The organism is Streptomyces sp. AcH 505, assembly GCF_000818175.1.
GTDB lineage: Bacteria > Actinomycetota > Actinomycetes > Streptomycetales > Streptomycetaceae > Streptomyces.
Map to the genome: position 1 here is coordinate 6350833 of NZ_JTIY01000001.1, position 16348 is coordinate 6367180.

14 protein-coding genes and 1 pseudogene are annotated in these 16348 nt (G+C 71.8%); 14 read left to right on the top strand and 1 reads right to left on the bottom strand.

The genetic code is table 11. The annotated features are described in order from the left end of the window. Positions 1–29 precede the first annotated feature (29 nt). From HY68_RS28290 to HY68_RS28355, 14 genes are all read left to right on the top strand, one after another. On the top strand, positions 30–956 hold the full coding sequence (locus tag HY68_RS28290) for a DsbA family protein (protein WP_041994082.1): 927 nt from the start codon (positions 30–32) through the stop codon (positions 954–956). A gap of 466 nt (positions 957–1422) precedes the next feature. Further along, the gene (locus tag HY68_RS28295; RefSeq protein WP_078863830.1) at positions 1423–2991 is read left to right on the top strand and encodes an ABC transporter substrate-binding protein; all 1569 of its coding nucleotides are present in this window, start codon (positions 1423–1425) and stop codon (positions 2989–2991) included. Positions 2992–3049: 58 nt separating this feature from the next. Next, positions 3050–4078, top strand: a complete 1029-nt coding sequence (locus HY68_RS28300) for an ABC transporter permease (RefSeq protein WP_041994084.1) — start codon at positions 3050–3052, stop codon at positions 4076–4078. Between the two features lie 3 nt (positions 4079–4081). Then, entirely contained in the window at positions 4082–4969 is an 888-nt protein-coding gene (locus tag HY68_RS28305) for an ABC transporter permease (protein ID WP_041994089.1), read from the top strand. Beyond that, positions 4969–5859 carry an ABC transporter ATP-binding protein gene (locus tag HY68_RS28310; protein ID WP_041994091.1) on the top strand — a complete coding sequence of 297 codons (891 nt, stop codon included), beginning with the start codon at positions 4969–4971 and terminating at the stop codon, positions 5857–5859. The genes HY68_RS28305 and HY68_RS28310 overlap by 1 nt, the downstream gene beginning before the upstream one ends. Beyond that, positions 5856–6698, top strand: coding sequence for an ABC transporter ATP-binding protein (locus tag HY68_RS28315; protein ID WP_041994093.1), 843 nt, complete (start codon positions 5856–5858; stop codon positions 6696–6698). The genes HY68_RS28310 and HY68_RS28315 overlap by 4 nt, the downstream gene beginning before the upstream one ends. Before the next feature lie 52 nt (positions 6699–6750). After that, positions 6751–8091, top strand: a complete 1341-nt coding sequence (locus tag HY68_RS28320; protein WP_041994095.1) for an LLM class flavin-dependent oxidoreductase — start codon at positions 6751–6753, stop codon at positions 8089–8091. Positions 8092–8100: 9 nt separating this feature from the next. Next, entirely contained in the window at positions 8101–9840 is a 1740-nt protein-coding gene (locus HY68_RS28325) for an FAD-dependent oxidoreductase (protein ID WP_041994097.1), read from the top strand. A gap of 28 nt (positions 9841–9868) precedes the next feature. Then, positions 9869–10921 (top strand): LLM class flavin-dependent oxidoreductase, encoded by a 1053-nt coding sequence (locus HY68_RS28330; RefSeq protein WP_041994098.1) that lies wholly within the window; start codon positions 9869–9871, stop codon positions 10919–10921. Position 10922: 1 nt separating this feature from the next. Further along, complete coding sequence (locus HY68_RS28335) at positions 10923–11687, top strand: alpha/beta hydrolase (RefSeq protein ID WP_041994101.1); 765 nt, start codon at positions 10923–10925, stop codon at positions 11685–11687. Between the two features lie 49 nt (positions 11688–11736). After that, positions 11737–12294: an NADPH-dependent FMN reductase gene (gene ssuE, locus HY68_RS28340; protein WP_041994104.1), complete on the top strand. Its 558-nt coding sequence runs from the start codon at positions 11737–11739 to the stop codon at positions 12292–12294. A 141-nt stretch (positions 12295–12435) separates the two neighbouring features. Continuing rightward, on the top strand, positions 12436–13197 hold the full coding sequence (locus tag HY68_RS28345) for an SDR family oxidoreductase (RefSeq protein ID WP_041994107.1): 762 nt from the start codon (positions 12436–12438) through the stop codon (positions 13195–13197). Positions 13198–13239: 42 nt separating this feature from the next. After that, entirely contained in the window at positions 13240–14082 is an 843-nt protein-coding gene (locus tag HY68_RS28350) for a helix-turn-helix transcriptional regulator (RefSeq protein ID WP_041994109.1), read from the top strand. 206 nt (positions 14083–14288) lie between these two features. After that, a complete protein-coding gene (locus HY68_RS28355) occupies positions 14289–15854 on the top strand; it encodes an FG-GAP and VCBS repeat-containing protein (RefSeq protein WP_041997413.1) in 1566 nt (521 codons plus the stop codon). An 11-nt stretch (positions 15855–15865) separates the two neighbouring features. Here the strand turns inward: HY68_RS28355 and HY68_RS45600 are convergent. After that, a pseudogene (locus HY68_RS45600) lies at positions 15866–16348 on the bottom strand (hypothetical protein); the annotation flags it as partial.

A 16348-nucleotide genomic window follows, 5' to 3' on the forward strand; every position in this document is an offset into this window, starting at 1 on the left:
GTCGCGCGGCGGCCCGGGGTCGGCGCCGCGTGAGCGGCCGACCGGCACCGCCCGCCGTCGAGGTGGTGGAGTACACCGACCCGCTGTGCCCGTGGGCCTGGGGCTCGGAGCCCGCCTTCCGCGCGCTGCGGGCGGCGCTGGCGGGCCGGGTGCGCTGGCGGCGCGTCTACGCCATCCTCTTCGACCACGACGACGATCCGCCGCCCGATCCGGCCGCCGAGACGGCCTGGTACGCGCGGTACGTGGCGGAGGTCGCCGCGCACACCGGCGCCCCGCACGCCGTACGGCTGGACCGGGTCGCGGCCAGTTCCTGGCCGTCCTCGCTCGTCGCCAAGGCCGCCGAACGTCAGGGCGCCGACGTGGCGGAGCGGGCGCTGCGGCGGCTGCGGGAGACCGTCTTCGTGCGGGGCGAACCGGCGGACACCACCGCGCTCGCCCTGGCCGCGGTACGCGGTGTGCCCGGCCTCGACCTGCGGCGACTGGCGGCGGACGCCGCGTCGGCCGACGTACTGGCGCAGGTCACCGCCGACCGCGCCGAGGCGCGCCGCCCGGTCCCCGAGGTGCTGGCCGTACGGGACGCTCCTGACGGTTCGCCGCACCCCGGCGGTGCGAAGGAGACCGCCGAAGGCGGCCGCCGTTACGCCCTGCCGACGCTGGTGTTCCGCGCCCCCGCCGGATACCGGGCGGTGCCCGGACTGCGGCCCTACGACACGTACGCGGCGGCCGTCGACGGGCTCTGCCCGGGGCTGCTGAGGGCTCCTGCGCCGGCGGACCCGACGGTGGCGCTGGAGCGGTACCGCAGCCTGACCGGGCCGGAGGTCTGGCTGCTCACGGACGGCGGACGGCCGCCGCAGGACGCGGTCCGGGTGGACACCGCCAACGGGCCGCTGTGGCTGCATCCGCAGGAGGCCGCGGTGCATCCCGCGACCGCCCGCACCGGCCCCGCCGGGCACTGAGTCACCCTCAGGAGCCGTCCCGGCCAATGAGACACCAATTGGTGTCCATTGACAGGCGGTGACGGTCGGCGTCAGGATGTGCACCATGCTCACGACGCACCCCGGTGTGGTGTGCCGCTACGTGGATCTGCGGCGCACTTCCAGCGCTCTCTGTCGCTGACCGCCAGCCACCCACGGCCCACAGGCATCTGACCGCCCACGCGGCACCCGGCCGCCCCGCCGGACAGCCGCTCCGCGTCCGTCGCTCGCCGTCATGCTCGTGCCTCGCCGCTCGCGGCTCCCTCTTCTCCGCCTTCCGGCCCACCCCCGTGAAACCACCGACGCCTCACACTTCGAGCGCGGTGTGTCCGACGTGCAACGAAGCCGTCGCAGGCATGCCCGCGCAGTGTGATCCGGTGTCACGCGCCGGTGTGTCCAGGCCCTCGTTTCCCGGCAGCGGCCGGGACCATCAAAGAAAGCCAAAGAGATGTCCGGACGACCCACGCCCCGCCGCCCACTGGACCCGCGATCCCCCCGAGGGGCCGGCCGTCTGCGCCTCGCCGCCCTCGGGACAGCGTTCGTCGCCGCGCTCGTACCGGCCCTCAGCGCCTGCGGCGGTGACGCCGCGGGCGCCGCGGGCAACTCCACGCTCAAGTGGACCTCCTCGTACTTCCCCACCCACTGGGACCCGGTGGTCGGGGGCAGCGGCGCCCAGTTCCGTGAACTCACCCTCGTCTACGCCTCGTTGACGCGTACGGACGACACGGGCAAGGCCGTCCCCGACCTCGCCAAGAGCTGGGAGTACAACGACAAGGGCGACCAGGTCACCTTCCACCTGCGCCCCGGCCTGAAGTTCAGCGACGGTGCGCCCGTGGACGGCGCCGCCGTCAAGGCCGCCATCGAACGGGCCAAGAAGCAGAAGGACTCGGCGCTCTTCGGCGATCTGACCTCGATCAGGTCGGTCGAGGCGCGGGGTCTCGACACGGTCATCAACCTGAGCCAAGTCGACTATCAGATACCGCAGTTGCTCGGCGAGCGGGTATTGCAGATCGCCAGCCCCAAGGCGGCGAAGTCCCCGAAGAAGCTGGACCAGGCCCCGGTCGGCGCCGGCCCCTTCATCGTGACCCAGCTGGTGCCCGGCACGAAGGCCGTGCTGAAGAAGAACCCCGACTACTGGGACGCGAAGAACATCCACATCGACAACGTCGAGCTGACGTCGGCCCCCGACGCCTCCACCGTCGTCTCGGGACTCCAGACCGGCGTCTACAACTTCGCCGACATCGAACCCAGCCAGGCGGACGCGGCGAAGAAGGCAGGACTGGACGTCTTCGTCCAGCCCGGCTTCAACGCGTCCAACATCAGCCTCAACGTCAACAAGGCGCCGTTCGACAACGCCAAGGTCGTCGACGCCGTCCGCTACGCGATCAACCGCAAGGAGTTCGTCGACAAGCTGACCTTCGGCTACGGAGAGGCGACCAACCAGCCCTTCCCGAAGGGCTATGTCGCCTACGACCCGCAGTCGGCGGACAACTACTCCTACGACCCGGCGAAGTCGAAGAAGCTCCTCGCCGAAGCGGGCTACCAGGCCGGTGACATCAAGCTCGACCTGGTCATCCCCGCGGAGGACCCGAGCGCCGAGATCGTCCAGTCGCAGCTCGCCAAGGTCGGGGTGACCGTCAAGATCAAGGTCGACAAGAACTGGGCCACCCCGTTCTTCGCCAAGGACCTGACGTTCTCGCTCTACGGCACCACGGGCCGTGACTCCGCCGCGCAGACCCTTACCGCCCACTTCGGTCCCAACGGCCCGCTGAACCTCAGCACCCCCTACGAGCCGGACGGTTTCGAGGCGGCCATCGCCAAGGTCCGGCAGACCCCGCTGGACGCACCGGACTACCCGAAGGTCCTCCAGGCGGCCACCCGGGCGGGCCTGGAGAGCAAGGCGCTGGTCTTCACGTACTCGTCGCCGAACCTCATCGCCAAGAGCAAGTCGATCTCCGACCTGCCCAAGAACCCGGCCCATATCGACTGGAACGGCGTGACCATCGCCGGCAACTGACCTTCCCCGTCCACACCATCGAGTGAGCCACGCCATCAAGTGAGAGGGGGGCAACCCCATGACGACGACAGCGGTACAGGCCGCGCCCGCCCGGCGTCGCGGCGCCGCCGCGGCCAGGACGCGGCACACACTGGGCCGGGTCCTGGCCACCCTCGCCAGGTCGGTCGCGATCTTCGTGCCCGTCTTCCTGGTCGCGACCTTCGTGACCTTCGCTCTGCGGTCGCTGAGCGGCCTCAGCCCGGCCCGGATCCAGCTGGGTGAGGAGGCGACTCCCGAGGCCGTCGCGCGGGTCGAGGCCCAATGGGGTCTCGACCGGCCGTTCCTGGTGCAGTACTGGGACTGGTTCAGCGGTGTGCTGCACGGCCAGCTGGGGTCCAGCTGGACCAACGGCGCCGACATCTCCACCCTCATCGGCCTGGGCCTCGGGGTGAGCCTGTCCGTCGCGACCTTCGCGCTGATCATCGGCGTACTGGCCGGATTCGGGCTCGGCACCCTGGCGGCGCTGCGCCGCACCACCTGGATCGACCGGACCATCACCGGCTTCGTCACCGTCATCTCGGTGATGCCCGCCTTCGTGGTCGGCATCGTGCTCGTCGCGGTCTTCGCCGTCGGGCTCCATGTCTTCCCCGCCGCAGGTTACGTCCCCGCGCAGCAGGGGTTCGGCCCGTGGCTCGCCCACATCACGCTGCCGGCCGTCGCGCTGAGCTTCGACGTCATCGCCGACGTCGCCCGCCAGTTGCGCACCAGTCTGATCGCCGCCTATCAGGAGAACTACGTGATCGGCGCGGTGGTACGGGGGTTGAGCCCGCGGCGGATCTTCTTCCGCCATGTGCTGCGCAACGGCCTCGGTCCCGCGCTCGCCACCCTGGGCCTGAAGTTCCCCTCACTGGTGGGTGCTTCCGTCGTCACGGAGTGGATCTTCGGCCTCCAGGGCTTCGGCCGCTTCGCCAACGACTCAGCCCAGGCCGGTGACGTACCCGCCGTCCAGGGGGTGCTCGTGGTGTCGATCGTCCTGGTCGTCCTGTTCAACCTGATCGTCAACGTGGTGCTGGCGCGTGTGACGCCCGCTTCGCAGAGGGGAGTGTGAACCATGGTGCGCCGCGTTCTCGCACTCACGTCCGGCCGGATCGCCCTGGTCATCCTCGCCGTGATCGCGCTGCTCGCGATCTTCGGCCCGCTGCTCGCCCCGCACGACCCACTGGCCACCAGCGACAACACACTGGCCGCCGCCTCCGGTTCGCACTGGCTGGGCACGGACTACCTCGGCCGTGACGTACTGAGCCGGCTGCTCGACGGGTCCCGGGTCAGCGTCCTCGGCTCGATCGAAGTGGCCCTGATGGCACTGGCGGTGGGCGCGATCCCCGGCATCCTGTCGGTGTATCTCGGCAGGGTCTTCGAATGGCTCACCCTGCGGCTCGCCGACACCCTGGTCGCCCTGCCGTTCCTGCTGTTCGCCGTCGCCGTGATCGCGCTGCTCGGCAACGGCATCACCCAGGCGATGCTCGTCACCGGCGCGCTGGTGTCACCGCTGTTCTACCGGGTGTCCCGCGCCGCCACGCTCGGCGTGGCCCGCTCGCAGTACGTGGAGGCCGCGCTCATCTCGGGCGCCTCCATCCGCTGGGTGGTACGCCGCCACGTGTGGGTCAAGGTGCTGCCGCCGATCGCGGTCGCGCTCGCGCAGACCATCGGCGTCGGGTTCGTGATCGTCGCGAGCCTCACCTTCCTCGGCATCGGCGTCCAGCCGCCGGCGCCGACCTGGGGCGGTCTGCTCGCCTCCGACCTCGGCTACCTCAGCCACCAGCCGTGGGCGCCCTTCGCCCCCGCACTGCTGATCATGATCACGGTCTGGGGCAGCAATCTGCTGGCCGACGCGATCCGGGACGTGTCCGGCGAGTCGGGCCGCGCGCTCGTCAACAACCGCAAGGCCCGCGCCAACCGACTCGACAAGACCGACCCCGCTCCCGCCGGAGGTGCGTGATGACGACGCTGTCCAAGAACCGCACGCAGGAGGACGTCCGGCCGCTCCCGGCGCCCGACACGGTGGAGCCGCCCGCCCCGCCGGTGCTCGCCCTGCGCGACGTACGCGTCAGCGACCACGTCAGCGACCGGGAGATCGTCCAGGGGGTGAGCTTCGAGCTGACACCCGGCAAGGCCGTCGGCATCGTCGGCGAGTCGGGCAGCGGCAAGACCATCACCTGCCGCGCCACCCTGGGCATCCTGCCGCCGCACTTCGAGATCACCGGCGGATCGATCGCGATCAACGGGACCGACATCGGCACTCTCACACCGCAACAGTGGACCGCCCTGCGGGGCACCACCATCAGCGCCGTCTTCCAGGACCCGGCGTCCTACCTCAACCCGTCCATCCGGGTGGGCGCGCAGATCGCCGAAGTCATCAGGCTCAAGAAGGGACTTACCCGCCGCGAAGCACGGCACGGCGCCGTCGAGTTGCTGCGGGCCGTCCAGCTGAGCGACCCCGAACTGGTCAGCGGGCAGTACACGTACGAGCTGTCCGGCGGCATGCTCCAGCGGGTCCTGATCGCGGCGGCCATCGCCGCCGACCCGCAGCTGCTCATCGCCGACGAGGCCACCACCGCGCTCGACGTCACCGTCCAGGCCGAGATCCTCGACCTGCTCGCCGAACTCCGCGAACGGGCGGGCCTGGCGCTCGTCGTCGTCTCCCACGACCTGGCCGTCGTCGCCCAGCTCTGCGACGAAGTCCTCGTCATGCGGCAGGGCGAGGTGGTCGAGCAGGGGCCCACCGAAGCGGTGCTGCACCATCCGCGGCACGAATACACCCGGATGCTCATCGCCGAGCACGAGCAGTACGGCCTGGACAAGTTCCTCACGGCGAAGGAGGCGTCATGACCGACGAACCGCGGCCCGCCGCACCGGTGCTGGACGTCACCGGACTCGACGTCCACTACGGCCTGCGCCGGCGGCGCAGGCGCGCCCTGAACGGGGTCTCGCTCAGCGTCGCGCCCGGCGAGACCGTCGGTGTGATCGGCGAGACGGGCTCGGGCAAGTCCACCTTCGCCCGCGCGACGCTCGGCCTGGTGCGCGCCTCGGCCGGGTCGATCGTCATCGACGGCGAGGACGTCAGCGCGTACGGAAACCGCCAGTGGCGCGCCCTGCGCCGTCGCGGGGTGATCCAGTACGTCTTCCAGGACCCGCTGCGCAGCCTCGACCCCGACCTGACCGTCGAGGACTCCCTGACCGACCCGCTGGTTGTCCAGGGCGTACAGCGCAAGGAGGCGGCCCGGCGGATCCGCGCGGTACTGGACCGGGTCCGGCTCACGGAGGAGCTGCTCGGCCGGCTGCCGGGCGAGCTCTCCGGCGGACAGCGCCAGCGCGTCGCCGTGGCCCGCGCGCTGGTCACCGAACCCCGGCTGCTCATCCTCGACGAGCCGGTCAGCGCACTCGACTCCGCCAACCGCGTGCAGATCCTGGGCATCCTCAAGGAACTGCGGGCCTCCGGGGTCGCCCTGATCTTCATCTCCCACGACCTCGGGTCCGTCGCCGGTGTCGCGGACCGGATCGCGGTGCTGTACCGGGGCGAGCTGGCCGAGGTCGGCGCCGCCCGTGACGTCATCAACGAACCCCAGCACCTCTACACACGCCTGCTCGTCAGCTCGGCGCCGACCCTGCACACCGCTGCCGCCAACCGCGCCGAGCGCGAGGCCCTGCGCGCACTGCTGCACGCCTGAACCAGCCACAGCACCGAATCTTCCGCAGCCCACCCACAGCGAAGGAACAGCCATGTCCCGCAAGATCCATCTCGCACTGCACCCGTACGGCGTCGGCGGCCCCGGCCAGCACGGCCTCTGGAAGGACCCGCGCGTCGCCAAGAACGCCAGCATCGACATCAATTACTACATCCGGCAGGCACAGGCCGCCGAACACGCCCTCTTCGACGCCCTGTTCGTGGTCGACAGCCAGTTCATCAACGCCACGTACCCGGCGCACTACCTCAACCGGCTCGAACCGCTGACCCTGTTGTCGGCCGTCGCCACCCACACCAAGCACATCGGCCTGGTGGGCACGGCCAGTTCGACGTACAACTCGCCGTTCAACCTCGCCCGCAGGTTCGCCTCGCTCGACCACATCAGCGGCGGCAGGGCCGGCTGGAACGTGGTGACGAGCTTCGACACCGGCGCCTCCAAGAACTTCGGCCTGGAGGAACACCTCGACTACACCACCCGCTACGGCCGCGCGCTGGAGTTCGTCCAGGTCGCCCGCGGGCTGTGGGACTCCTACCAGGACGGCGCCTTCCCGGCCGACGTGGAGCGGGGGGTCTTCCTCGACCCGGCCAAGCTGCACGCCCTCGACCACGTCGGTGAGCACTTCAGCGTGGCGGGCCCGCTCAACCTCTCCCGCTCCCCGCAGGGCCAGCCGGTGATCTTCCAGGCCGGGGTCTCCGAGGAGGGCCGCGACCTCGCGGCCCAGGTCGCCGAAGGCATCTACGCCCCCGGTGGACCGCTGGAGCAGGCGCAGGCGTACTACACCGACATCAAGAAGCGCACGGCGGCTTACGGCAGGGACCCCGAGCACATCAAGATATTCATCCACGGCGGCCCGGTCGTCGCCGCGACCGACGAGCAGGCCAGGATCCGCGAGCGGGAGATTTTTGAGGAGGACAACGACTTCGACCGCAACCTCGCGCTGCTGGGCCGCTCCTTCGGCGCGTACGACTTCAGCAGCCACGACCTGGACGCGCCGTTCCCCGACGTGGCCCACCTCGCGGAGAAGGGCGGCAGGACGGGCGCCTCGAAGATCATCGAGCGTGCCCGGACCGAGAACCTGACACTGCGTCAAGTTGCCCAGGGACTGAGCCAGTTCCGCCGCTCGCCGTTCGTCGGCGCGCCGCAGACCGTCGCCGACACGATCGAGCAGTGGTTCGACGCCGGCACCTTCGACGGCATCAACCTGGCCTTCCGTACCGAGGACGACATCAGCCTCTTCGTGGACGGTGTGGTCCCGATCCTGCAGAAGCGCGGCCTGTTCCGCACCGAGTACGAGGCCGACACCCTGCGCGGCAACCTCGGCCTCCCCGTCCCGGCCAACCAGAACGACCGCGAGCACCAGCTCGCGGGCAACTGAGGCCGTGCCATGACCGAACTGTCCGTGACAGGCGGGCGGGACGTCCACACCGTCCGCTTCCCCGCCGACGCGCCGCCGGCGACCGTGGACGTACTCGTCGTCGGCGCGGGTCCCGTCGGCCTCGCAGCGGCCGTCGAACTGACCGCACGCGGCGTACGGGTCGCCGTCGTCGACCGCGCGCGCACCGCGACCCTGGTACGTGCCGGCGCGATGGGCCACACCCCGCGCGTCGTGGAGCACTTCCGCCGCTGGGGGCTTCTGCAGCGCATCCGGGACGCCTGGACGTACCCCACGGAGTGGAACCAGGGCACCAAACTGATCACCTCCCTCGTCGGGCACGAACTGGTGCCCCTGCCACGCCCGTCGTTCACCGCACGGAGCGGTCCCCGGCACTCGTCGCAGGAGGCGCTCCGCCGTCCGCAGACCGTGCTCCAGCACGTCTTCCTGGAACACCTGGGGGAGCGGGGCGTCAGTGTCTCCGGCGGCTGGGAACTGCGCGACCTGCGCGAGGACGCCGACCGTGTCCACGCCGAGGTCGTGGACCCCGACTCCGGCCGGTCGCGCACCGTCAGCGCCGCGTACGTCCTGGGCGCCGACGGCGGGCGCAGTACGACGCGGCGGCTCGCCGGCATCGACAGGGAAGGGGAGCACGCCGCCGAGAAGCGACTGCGCCTGATCGTCCGCACCGGCGACGTCTCGGCCCGTATCGGCACGGCGCCGAGCGCCAGCAACATCGTCTTCAACCACCAGGCGTCCGGTTTCCTGGCCGCCGTGAGCACCCGCGAGTGGCGGGTCTACGCCGGACCGTACCCGCTCGAATACGAGCCCGGCGAGGAGGAGTTGCTGGCCTTCGGCCGCGCCGCCTTCGGATTCGACCTCGACCTCGAACTGGTCTCGGCGACGACCTTCTACCACGCCACCCGGATCGCCGAGACCTTCCGCAAGGGCCGGGTCCTGCTGGCCGGCGACGCCGCCCATGTCCGTACACCGGGCGGCAACCTCGGCGAAGGCATCGGCGACGTCGTCAACCTCGGCTGGAAACTGGCGGCCGTGCTCGAAGGACAGGCCCCCGAGACGCTGCTCGACTCGTACGACGAGGAGCGCCGCCGGCACAACTGGCGTGTCGGTGACCACGCGTTGAGCCGGGCCCGCCGCTCACAGGCCACCCTTCAGGAGATCCGCGACGGCGGCATCCCCGACGACGCGGACCTCGGCGCCGAAGCCGTCCGGCGCAGGACCGAGATCGGCGAACGGCTGCGACGCGACCGGGCGGAGGCGGTGGGCGTCACCTTCGACGAGCGCTACGACGCGTCCAGTGTGATCTGGTACGAACCCGGCCAGCTCGACTCCGAACCGCCCTGGCGCGCCGACGTCTACGAGGACGACCCGCGCCCCGGTCACCGGGCCCCCGACGGCCCGCTCGACCCGTACGGCGGCACGCTCCACGACCGCATCGGGACCTCCTTCGCCCTGCTCGTCCTCACCGACGAGCGCGAGGTCGAGCGAGCCGTCGCGGCGGAGGCCGCGGCCAGGGCGCTGCCCTTCACCGTCGTCCATCTGAACAGCCCCGGCGCGCGCGAGGTGTACGGCGCCACCAACGTCCTCGTCCGGCCCGACCAGCACGTCGCGTGGCGCGGAACGCAACTGCCCGACACCGGCGCCGCAGGCCTCCTCGACCGGGTGCTGGCGGTGACCGGCCACGAGACAGCGAGCACCGAACTCGTGACCGCGGGCGCCGCCCGAACCTGACCGGCCCCGTCCGAAAGGTACTCGTCCCATGACCACCGAGACCCCGCGTTTCCGGCTCTGCTTCCTCACCCACGTCCAGGGCCGCGGCGACGACGTCGCCCAGACGTACCGCAACGCCCAGGAACTCTTCGTCGTCGCCGACGAACTCGGCTTCGACGTCGGCTGGGTGGCCCAGCACCACGTACCGCTCGGCGGTGGCGGCCTCTCCTCACCGTGGACCTTCCTCGCCCACGCCGCCGCGCGGACCGAGCGGATCCGGCTCGGCACCGCCATCACGGTCCTCCCGCTGGAGGACCCCGTCCGGCTCGCCGAGGACGTCGCCACCGTCGACACCCTCAGCGGAGGCCGCGTCGAGATCGGCGTGGGCAGCGGCGCCAACAGCCAGGAGTACGCCGCTTTCGGCAAGGACGTCGCCCGCAAGCGCGAGCTGACGAGCGAACACCTCGACGTGCTGCGCGCCGCCCTGGCCGGCGAGGAGGTGCGCACACCGGACTTCCGTATCCAGCCGCGGCCTGCCGACTTCACCGACCGGATCTGGCAGGGCGTCTTCAGCGGCGGCGGCGCCGAGTACGCGGCGGCCGGCGGCTCGAACCTGCTGCTCAACCGCGCCGCGTACGGCTTCGACGCCCCCACCGACGAGGTGCAGCGGCCTTGGGCCGACGCCTACCTCGCCGCCTGGGACCGGCCGGGACGCCCCCGGATCGGGCTGTCCCGGTTCGTGTTCCCCGCGAAGGACCGCCGCACGGCGCTGCGCCACATCAGCGACGACGTCCACCGGGCGGCGCTGCGCATGGCGAAGAGCGGCGCCTTCCCCCAGGACGTCGACGTGGCCGAGGCACTGCGCCGCTTCCACTCGTTCTACGGCCACCCCGACGAGATCGTCACCGCCCTGCGGCAGGAGAAGGTACTGCCCGTCGCGACCGACCTCATCACCCAGTTCAACCCCGCGGTCCCCGACCACGAAGCCGCGGTCCGCGCCCTGGAACTCATCGCGACCGAGGTGGCCCCGGCCCTGGGCTGGACACCGGCGGCGAAGCGCGCCCGCCACCTGGAATCCGTGCCCCACCCCGCAGGAGTATGAGATGACCGAGTACACCGACCACCACGCCCCCGAGGGGCTGCGCACCCGCGGCACGATCGTCGTGGTGCCCGGCCGGGGGGAGACCCGGGCGACCTACGCGCGGTTCGGCAGGCGGCTCGCCGCCGACGCCTACCGGGTACGTGTCGTCGACGCCCCGGACAGCCAGGAGCTGACCGGCCCGTTGAGCGGCTTCGGCGCCCGGCTCGCCGGCGCCGTCGAGGACACGGCCACCCCGGACGGTGTCGTCCGCCCGGTCGTCGTGGTGGGAGCCGACACCGGCGCCGTCGCCGTGGCGGCGCTCCTCGGCCAGGACGGCAGCCCGGCGGGCGGGCGGCCGGACGCCGTCGTCCTCGCCGGTCTCCCCGGCCCCAACGTCGCTGCCAGAGGAGGAAGTTGGGACGACGAACTCGACGTACGCACCTCCTGCCCCGCCCACCGCGGCACCCTCACCGACGACTCCGGCGTCCGGCGGGGCGCGCTCGGCACAGCGGTCCCCGAGGCACTGCTCACCGCCGCCTACGACAGCGAACTCGGCGTCCCCGCCCTGATCCTGACCGGCGACACCGATCCGCTCGCGGACAGTGAGGCGCTCGTGCGCGCCGCCAAGTCCCAGACCCGCGCCCGCCTTTCGGTGGTCCGCGGCGCCCACCACGACGTACTGAACGACCTGCAGCACCGCTCGGTCGCCGCCGAGACCGTCACCTTCCTGGAGACACTGCGCAACGACCTCGTCCCGCTCATCGCCGTGGAGACCAGCGCGTGGTGAGCGCCGCCGCCGTCCGTCCGCCTGAACACCGACGCTGAAAGGTACTTCCATGGCCACCATCCTGTCCGTATCGGGCAGTCCGTCCGCCACCTCACGCACCTCGCGCCTGCTGCGCCACCTGGACGACCGGCTCCGTCAACAGGGCCACCACGTCACCGCGTTGGACGTACGCACACTGCCCGCCGAAGCGCTGCTCGGCGCGGACTTCGGGCACCCGGCCATCGTCGCCGCCACGGCCCTGTTCGCCGGGGCGGACGGGGTGGTCATCGGCACCCCCGTCTACAAGGCCGCCTACTCGGGTCTGCTGAAGTCGCTGCTGGACCTGCTCCCGCAGTACGCGCTGGCCGACAAGACCGTGCTGCCGCTGGCCACCGGCGGCACCACGGCGCACGTCCTCGCCATCGACTACGCGCTGCGCCCGGTGCTCAGCTCCATGGGGGCCGGGCACATCGCTCCCGGCTGGTTCACCCTCGACAAGCACCTCACGGTCGGCGAGGACGGCTCACTGACCGTCGAGCCGGTCACCGCCGAGGCGCTGGCCCAGGTCACCGACAGGTTCTCGGCCGCGCTGGGCGGCCGTACCGCCGTACTCGCACCGACCGGCTGAGTACGAGGCCGCCGGGGCCCGGACCCGCCCGCGGCGGGGAAAGGGGGATCGGCCGTCCCTGGATCAGCTGTGCCTTCATCCGCGCCCCCGCGAGATGGATCGTTGGAGGCGATCCACCTGCCACGTAGCGAGGAGTCTTCGATGAGCGAGCACAGCATTGCCCTGATCACCGGTGGGAACCGAGGGCTCGGCCGGGCCACCGCCCGCAAGCTCGCCGAGGCCGGCACCGACGTCATCGTGACGTACCGGTCGCACAAGGACGAGGCGGCGGCGGTCGTGGACGCGGTCACCGCACTGGGCCGCAAGGCCGTCGCCCTGGAGCTGGACACGGCGGCGTCCGACACCTTTCCCGGCTTCGCGGCCACCGTGCGGGACGCGCTGAGCGTCACCTGGGAGCGGGACACCTTCGACTTCCTGGTCAACAACGCCGGCGTGGCCGCGGTGACACCGGTCGGCGCTACCACGGCCGAGACGTTCGACCTGCTAGTGAACGTGCACTTCAAGGGGGTCTTCTTCCTCACCCAGGAACTGCTCCCGCTGCTCGCCGACGGAGGGCGGATCATCAATCTCTCGACGGGTCTCACCCGGTTCGTGGGGGAGGGCTGGTCGGTGTACGCGTCGGTCAAGACCGCGATCGAGACGTACACCACGTATCTGGCGAAGGAGCTCGGCGGACGCGGCATCAGCGTCAACGCGGTGGCTCCCGGACCGATCGGCACCGATTTCGGCGGGGGCGCGATGCGTGACGACGAGCAGTTCCGCGCGCAGCTCGCCGGGCAGACCGCCCTGGGCAGGGTGGGCGACCCGGAGGACATCGGTGGGGTGATCGCCGCCCTGCTCGCACCCGGCACCGGCTGGATCACGGCACAGCGCATCGAGGCGTCCGGCGGCACCCTGCTCTGAGCCGAGGTGTCCGCAAGGCCCGACCGGAGGGAGAATCCTGCCATGGACCGAGCACAACTCGCCGACTTCCTCCGCTCCCGCCGAGAGGCACTGCAACCGGAGGACGTCGGCCTGCCCCGTGGCCCCCGGCGGCGTACCCGGGGGCTGCGCCGCGAAGAGGTCGCCGCCCTGTGCGGCATGTCCGCCGACTACTACACGCGCGTCGAGCAGCAGCGCGGCCCCGTACCGTCCGAGCCGATGCTCGCGGCCGTCGCCCGCGGGCTGCATCTGTCGCTGGACGAGCGCGACCACCTCTTCCGAATGGCAGGACACAACACCCCCAGCCGAGGCCTGCGCGGCGACCATGTGTCGCCCGGCATGATGCGGATCCTGGACCGGCTCCACGACACCCCGGCCCAGGTCATCACCTCGCTGGCGGAAACCCTGGTGCAGACCCGGCCCGCCGTCGCCCTGCTGGGCGACGAGGCCGGGTTCACCGGCCTCGACCGCAGCCTCTTCCACCGCTGGTTCACCGACCCCGACGCGCGGCGCGTCTATCCCGAGGCGGACCACCCGACCCACAGCCGGATCTTCGCCTCCGAACTGCGCGCCGCCTACTCCCGGCAGGGGGCGGACTCCCGCGCCGGCCGGATCGTGGACGTCCTGCTGGAGCGGAGCGAGGAGTTCGCCGGGCTGTGGAGTGCCCACGAGATCAGCATCCGCCGCGAGGACGACCGCAAACGCATCCGACACCCCGACCTCGGCATCCTCGAACTGCACTGCCAGGTCCTCTTCGACTTCGACCAGGTCCAGGCCCTGCTCGTCTACACCGCGACGCCCGGCACCGAAAGCCACGAGAAACTACGGCTGTTGTCGGTCGTCGGCGACCGGCAGCCGCACACCTGACCGGGCGCCGCCGACGGAGTCCGTGTTTCGCTACGGATGTCACCGCTCTGTCACGCTCCGTGGAGCGGCCACAACGTGACCGCCACCCCGGGTGTCGAACTGGTCGTCAGTGAGGAACGGGCAGGTGTCCAGAGATCACGGGACATGCCCGGACACACACCACTCACGCGTCGTACGACCAGCGCGTGATCCACGGGGAGCAGACGATGACCAGCACACCGACCGACAGGCCCACCGGCACCAACTCCGCACACCCGCACGGCACGACCGCACGTTCCCGCCGCGGCACGGCATCGGCGGCGGTCGCCGCCGCCTCCTTCCTGCTGCTCGCGGGCATCGGCATCACCGCGGCGCCCGCGGCCATGGCCGCCGTGCCGGGGGGCACCAGCGCCGCCGACCGCAACAGCGACTTCGACGGGGACGGCTACGACGATGTCCTGATCGGTGCGCCGGACGGCACCGTCAGCGGCAAGGAGGGCGCCGGATACGTGACCGTGCAGTACGGCGCCGCCAACGGGATCGGCGTCAACAACAGCGTCCCGAAGGCGCGTACGGCCGTGTTCAGCCGGTCCACCGCAGGGGTACCGGGCACGACCCGCCCGTACGACGGATTCGGCAGATCCGTCGCCACCGGCGACATCGACGGCGACGGCTACGACGACGCGGTCATCGGCGCGCCCGGCGACGAAGTGGGCACGGTCGAGAACGCGGGCCGGGTCACCGTCCTGTTCGGCTCGGAGACGGGACTGCGCACGGACCGGGCGCTGACCATCACCTCGGCCACGCCCGACGAAGGCGCGCAGTTCGGACTCGCCGTCACCGCCGCGCGGTTCACCGGCGAGACCCCGGCCGACGTGATCGCCGTACTCGACAACTCCGGCGCGCAGCTGTTCACGTACGACGGGGGAGTCCTGCGCCGCAGCGGCGACCTCGACACCACGGTGCGCCCGGAGGGGCGCGCGGTTCAGCCGGCGTACCTGACCACCGGCGACTACGACGCCGACGGCTTCGCCGACCTGGTCATCTCCGGATACAGCCCGGACGACGGTTACGCGCAGGGCTGGTCGACCGTCTTCGTGGGCGGCGAGAGCGGCGTCAGCCGGCTCAGAGACCTGCGCGGCGGCCTGGGCACCGCGTCGGGCGACATCAACCGTGACGGCTACGACGACCTGGTCGTGGGGGAGTCGGGCGGCCCCGCCGACCTGCCGCAGGGCGCGGACGGCGGTGTCGTCGGCGTCTACTACGGCGGCGAGGAGGGCCCCGCGGGGCTCGAAGGGCCCGGCGGGGCTCCCGACTGGTGGACCCAGGACTCCCCGGGCGTCCCCGGCACCGCCGAGCGGGGTGACGCGTGGGGCAACGACCTCTCCGTCGCGGACGTCGACGGGGACGGCTACGCGGACGTCGCCGTCGGCGCGCCCGGCGAGGACGTGGGGACGGTCCAGGACGCGGGCGCGGTGTGGCTGCTGCGCGGCGCGGCCGAGGGACTGACCGCCACGGGCGCGCAGTCCTTCGACCAGAACACCGCGAACGTCCCCGGCGCCGCAGAGGCGGGCGACGGGTGGGGTGCTCAGATCAGGCTGGCCGACACGGACGGCGATCTCCGCTCCGAGCTGGTCGCCGCCGCCCCGGGCGAGAACACCGGCGACGGCGCGGTCTGGGTGCTGCCCGCCGGGACGAAGGGCCTGTCGGCCCTCGGCTCGTGGTCCTACGGCGCTGCCGCACTCGGCGCACCTGCGAAGGGCGCGAGCTTCGGGTCGGCCGTCGACGAGTGACCGACCACCTCTCACGGCAGGTGCCCCCTCCGACGCGCCGGCGGGGGCATCTGCCTGTGTGGGGCACTCGCCCGCGGCGCCGCGTGGCGGCTCGACTCCCGCCCGCGGCGCCCTTCCGCCGGGCCGCGGAGCAGTGATCCGACCATGCACACGCCCGTCGCGACCGCCGCCAGATACAGGGATGCCGCGAGCGCCAGGTTCTCCGGCCAGACGGTGCCGGCCGGTTTCGCCACCGCGAGGTACAGGGTGAAGGGCAGCCGCCAGCCGCTCCACGCGAACAGCGAACCCGCCCCGAGCCAGCCCAGGACCAGCGGAACCCAACGCGGCAGCCGCGCGGGCCGGCCGCGGGCCACGGCCCACATGGCCGCAGAGGCGAGCAGCGCCCACACCCCGGCGACACCGGTCAGCAGATACCAGCCGGTGGCTCGCTCGGCGGGCTGTGCGAGACCTACGGAACCGCCCGCCGCCCAGTACAGCCAGACGCCGCCGACCGC

Excerpts from the sequence above, each read along its gene's own strand:
- HY68_RS28295 (WP_078863830.1), top strand. The coding sequence starts at position 1,423 with ATGTCCGGACGACCCACGCCCCGCCGCCCACTGGACCCGCGATCCCCC.
- HY68_RS28300 (WP_041994084.1), top strand. The coding sequence starts at position 3,050 with ATGACGACGACAGCGGTACAGGCCGCGCCCGCCCGGCGTCGCGGCGCC.
- HY68_RS28305 (WP_041994089.1), top strand. The coding sequence starts at position 4,082 with ATGGTGCGCCGCGTTCTCGCACTCACGTCCGGCCGGATCGCCCTGGTC.
- HY68_RS28310 (WP_041994091.1), top strand. The coding sequence starts at position 4,969 with ATGACGACGCTGTCCAAGAACCGCACGCAGGAGGACGTCCGGCCGCTC.
- HY68_RS28315 (WP_041994093.1), top strand. The coding sequence starts at position 5,856 with ATGACCGACGAACCGCGGCCCGCCGCACCGGTGCTGGACGTCACCGGA.
- HY68_RS28320 (WP_041994095.1), top strand. The coding sequence starts at position 6,751 with ATGTCCCGCAAGATCCATCTCGCACTGCACCCGTACGGCGTCGGCGGC.
- HY68_RS28325 (WP_041994097.1), top strand. The coding sequence starts at position 8,101 with ATGACCGAACTGTCCGTGACAGGCGGGCGGGACGTCCACACCGTCCGC.
- HY68_RS28330 (WP_041994098.1), top strand. The coding sequence starts at position 9,869 with ATGACCACCGAGACCCCGCGTTTCCGGCTCTGCTTCCTCACCCACGTC.
- HY68_RS28335 (WP_041994101.1), top strand. The coding sequence starts at position 10,923 with ATGACCGAGTACACCGACCACCACGCCCCCGAGGGGCTGCGCACCCGC.
- ssuE (WP_041994104.1), top strand. The coding sequence starts at position 11,737 with ATGGCCACCATCCTGTCCGTATCGGGCAGTCCGTCCGCCACCTCACGC.
- HY68_RS28345 (WP_041994107.1), top strand. The coding sequence starts at position 12,436 with ATGAGCGAGCACAGCATTGCCCTGATCACCGGTGGGAACCGAGGGCTC.
- HY68_RS28350 (WP_041994109.1), top strand. The coding sequence starts at position 13,240 with ATGGACCGAGCACAACTCGCCGACTTCCTCCGCTCCCGCCGAGAGGCA.
- HY68_RS28355 (WP_041997413.1), top strand. The coding sequence starts at position 14,289 with ATGACCAGCACACCGACCGACAGGCCCACCGGCACCAACTCCGCACAC.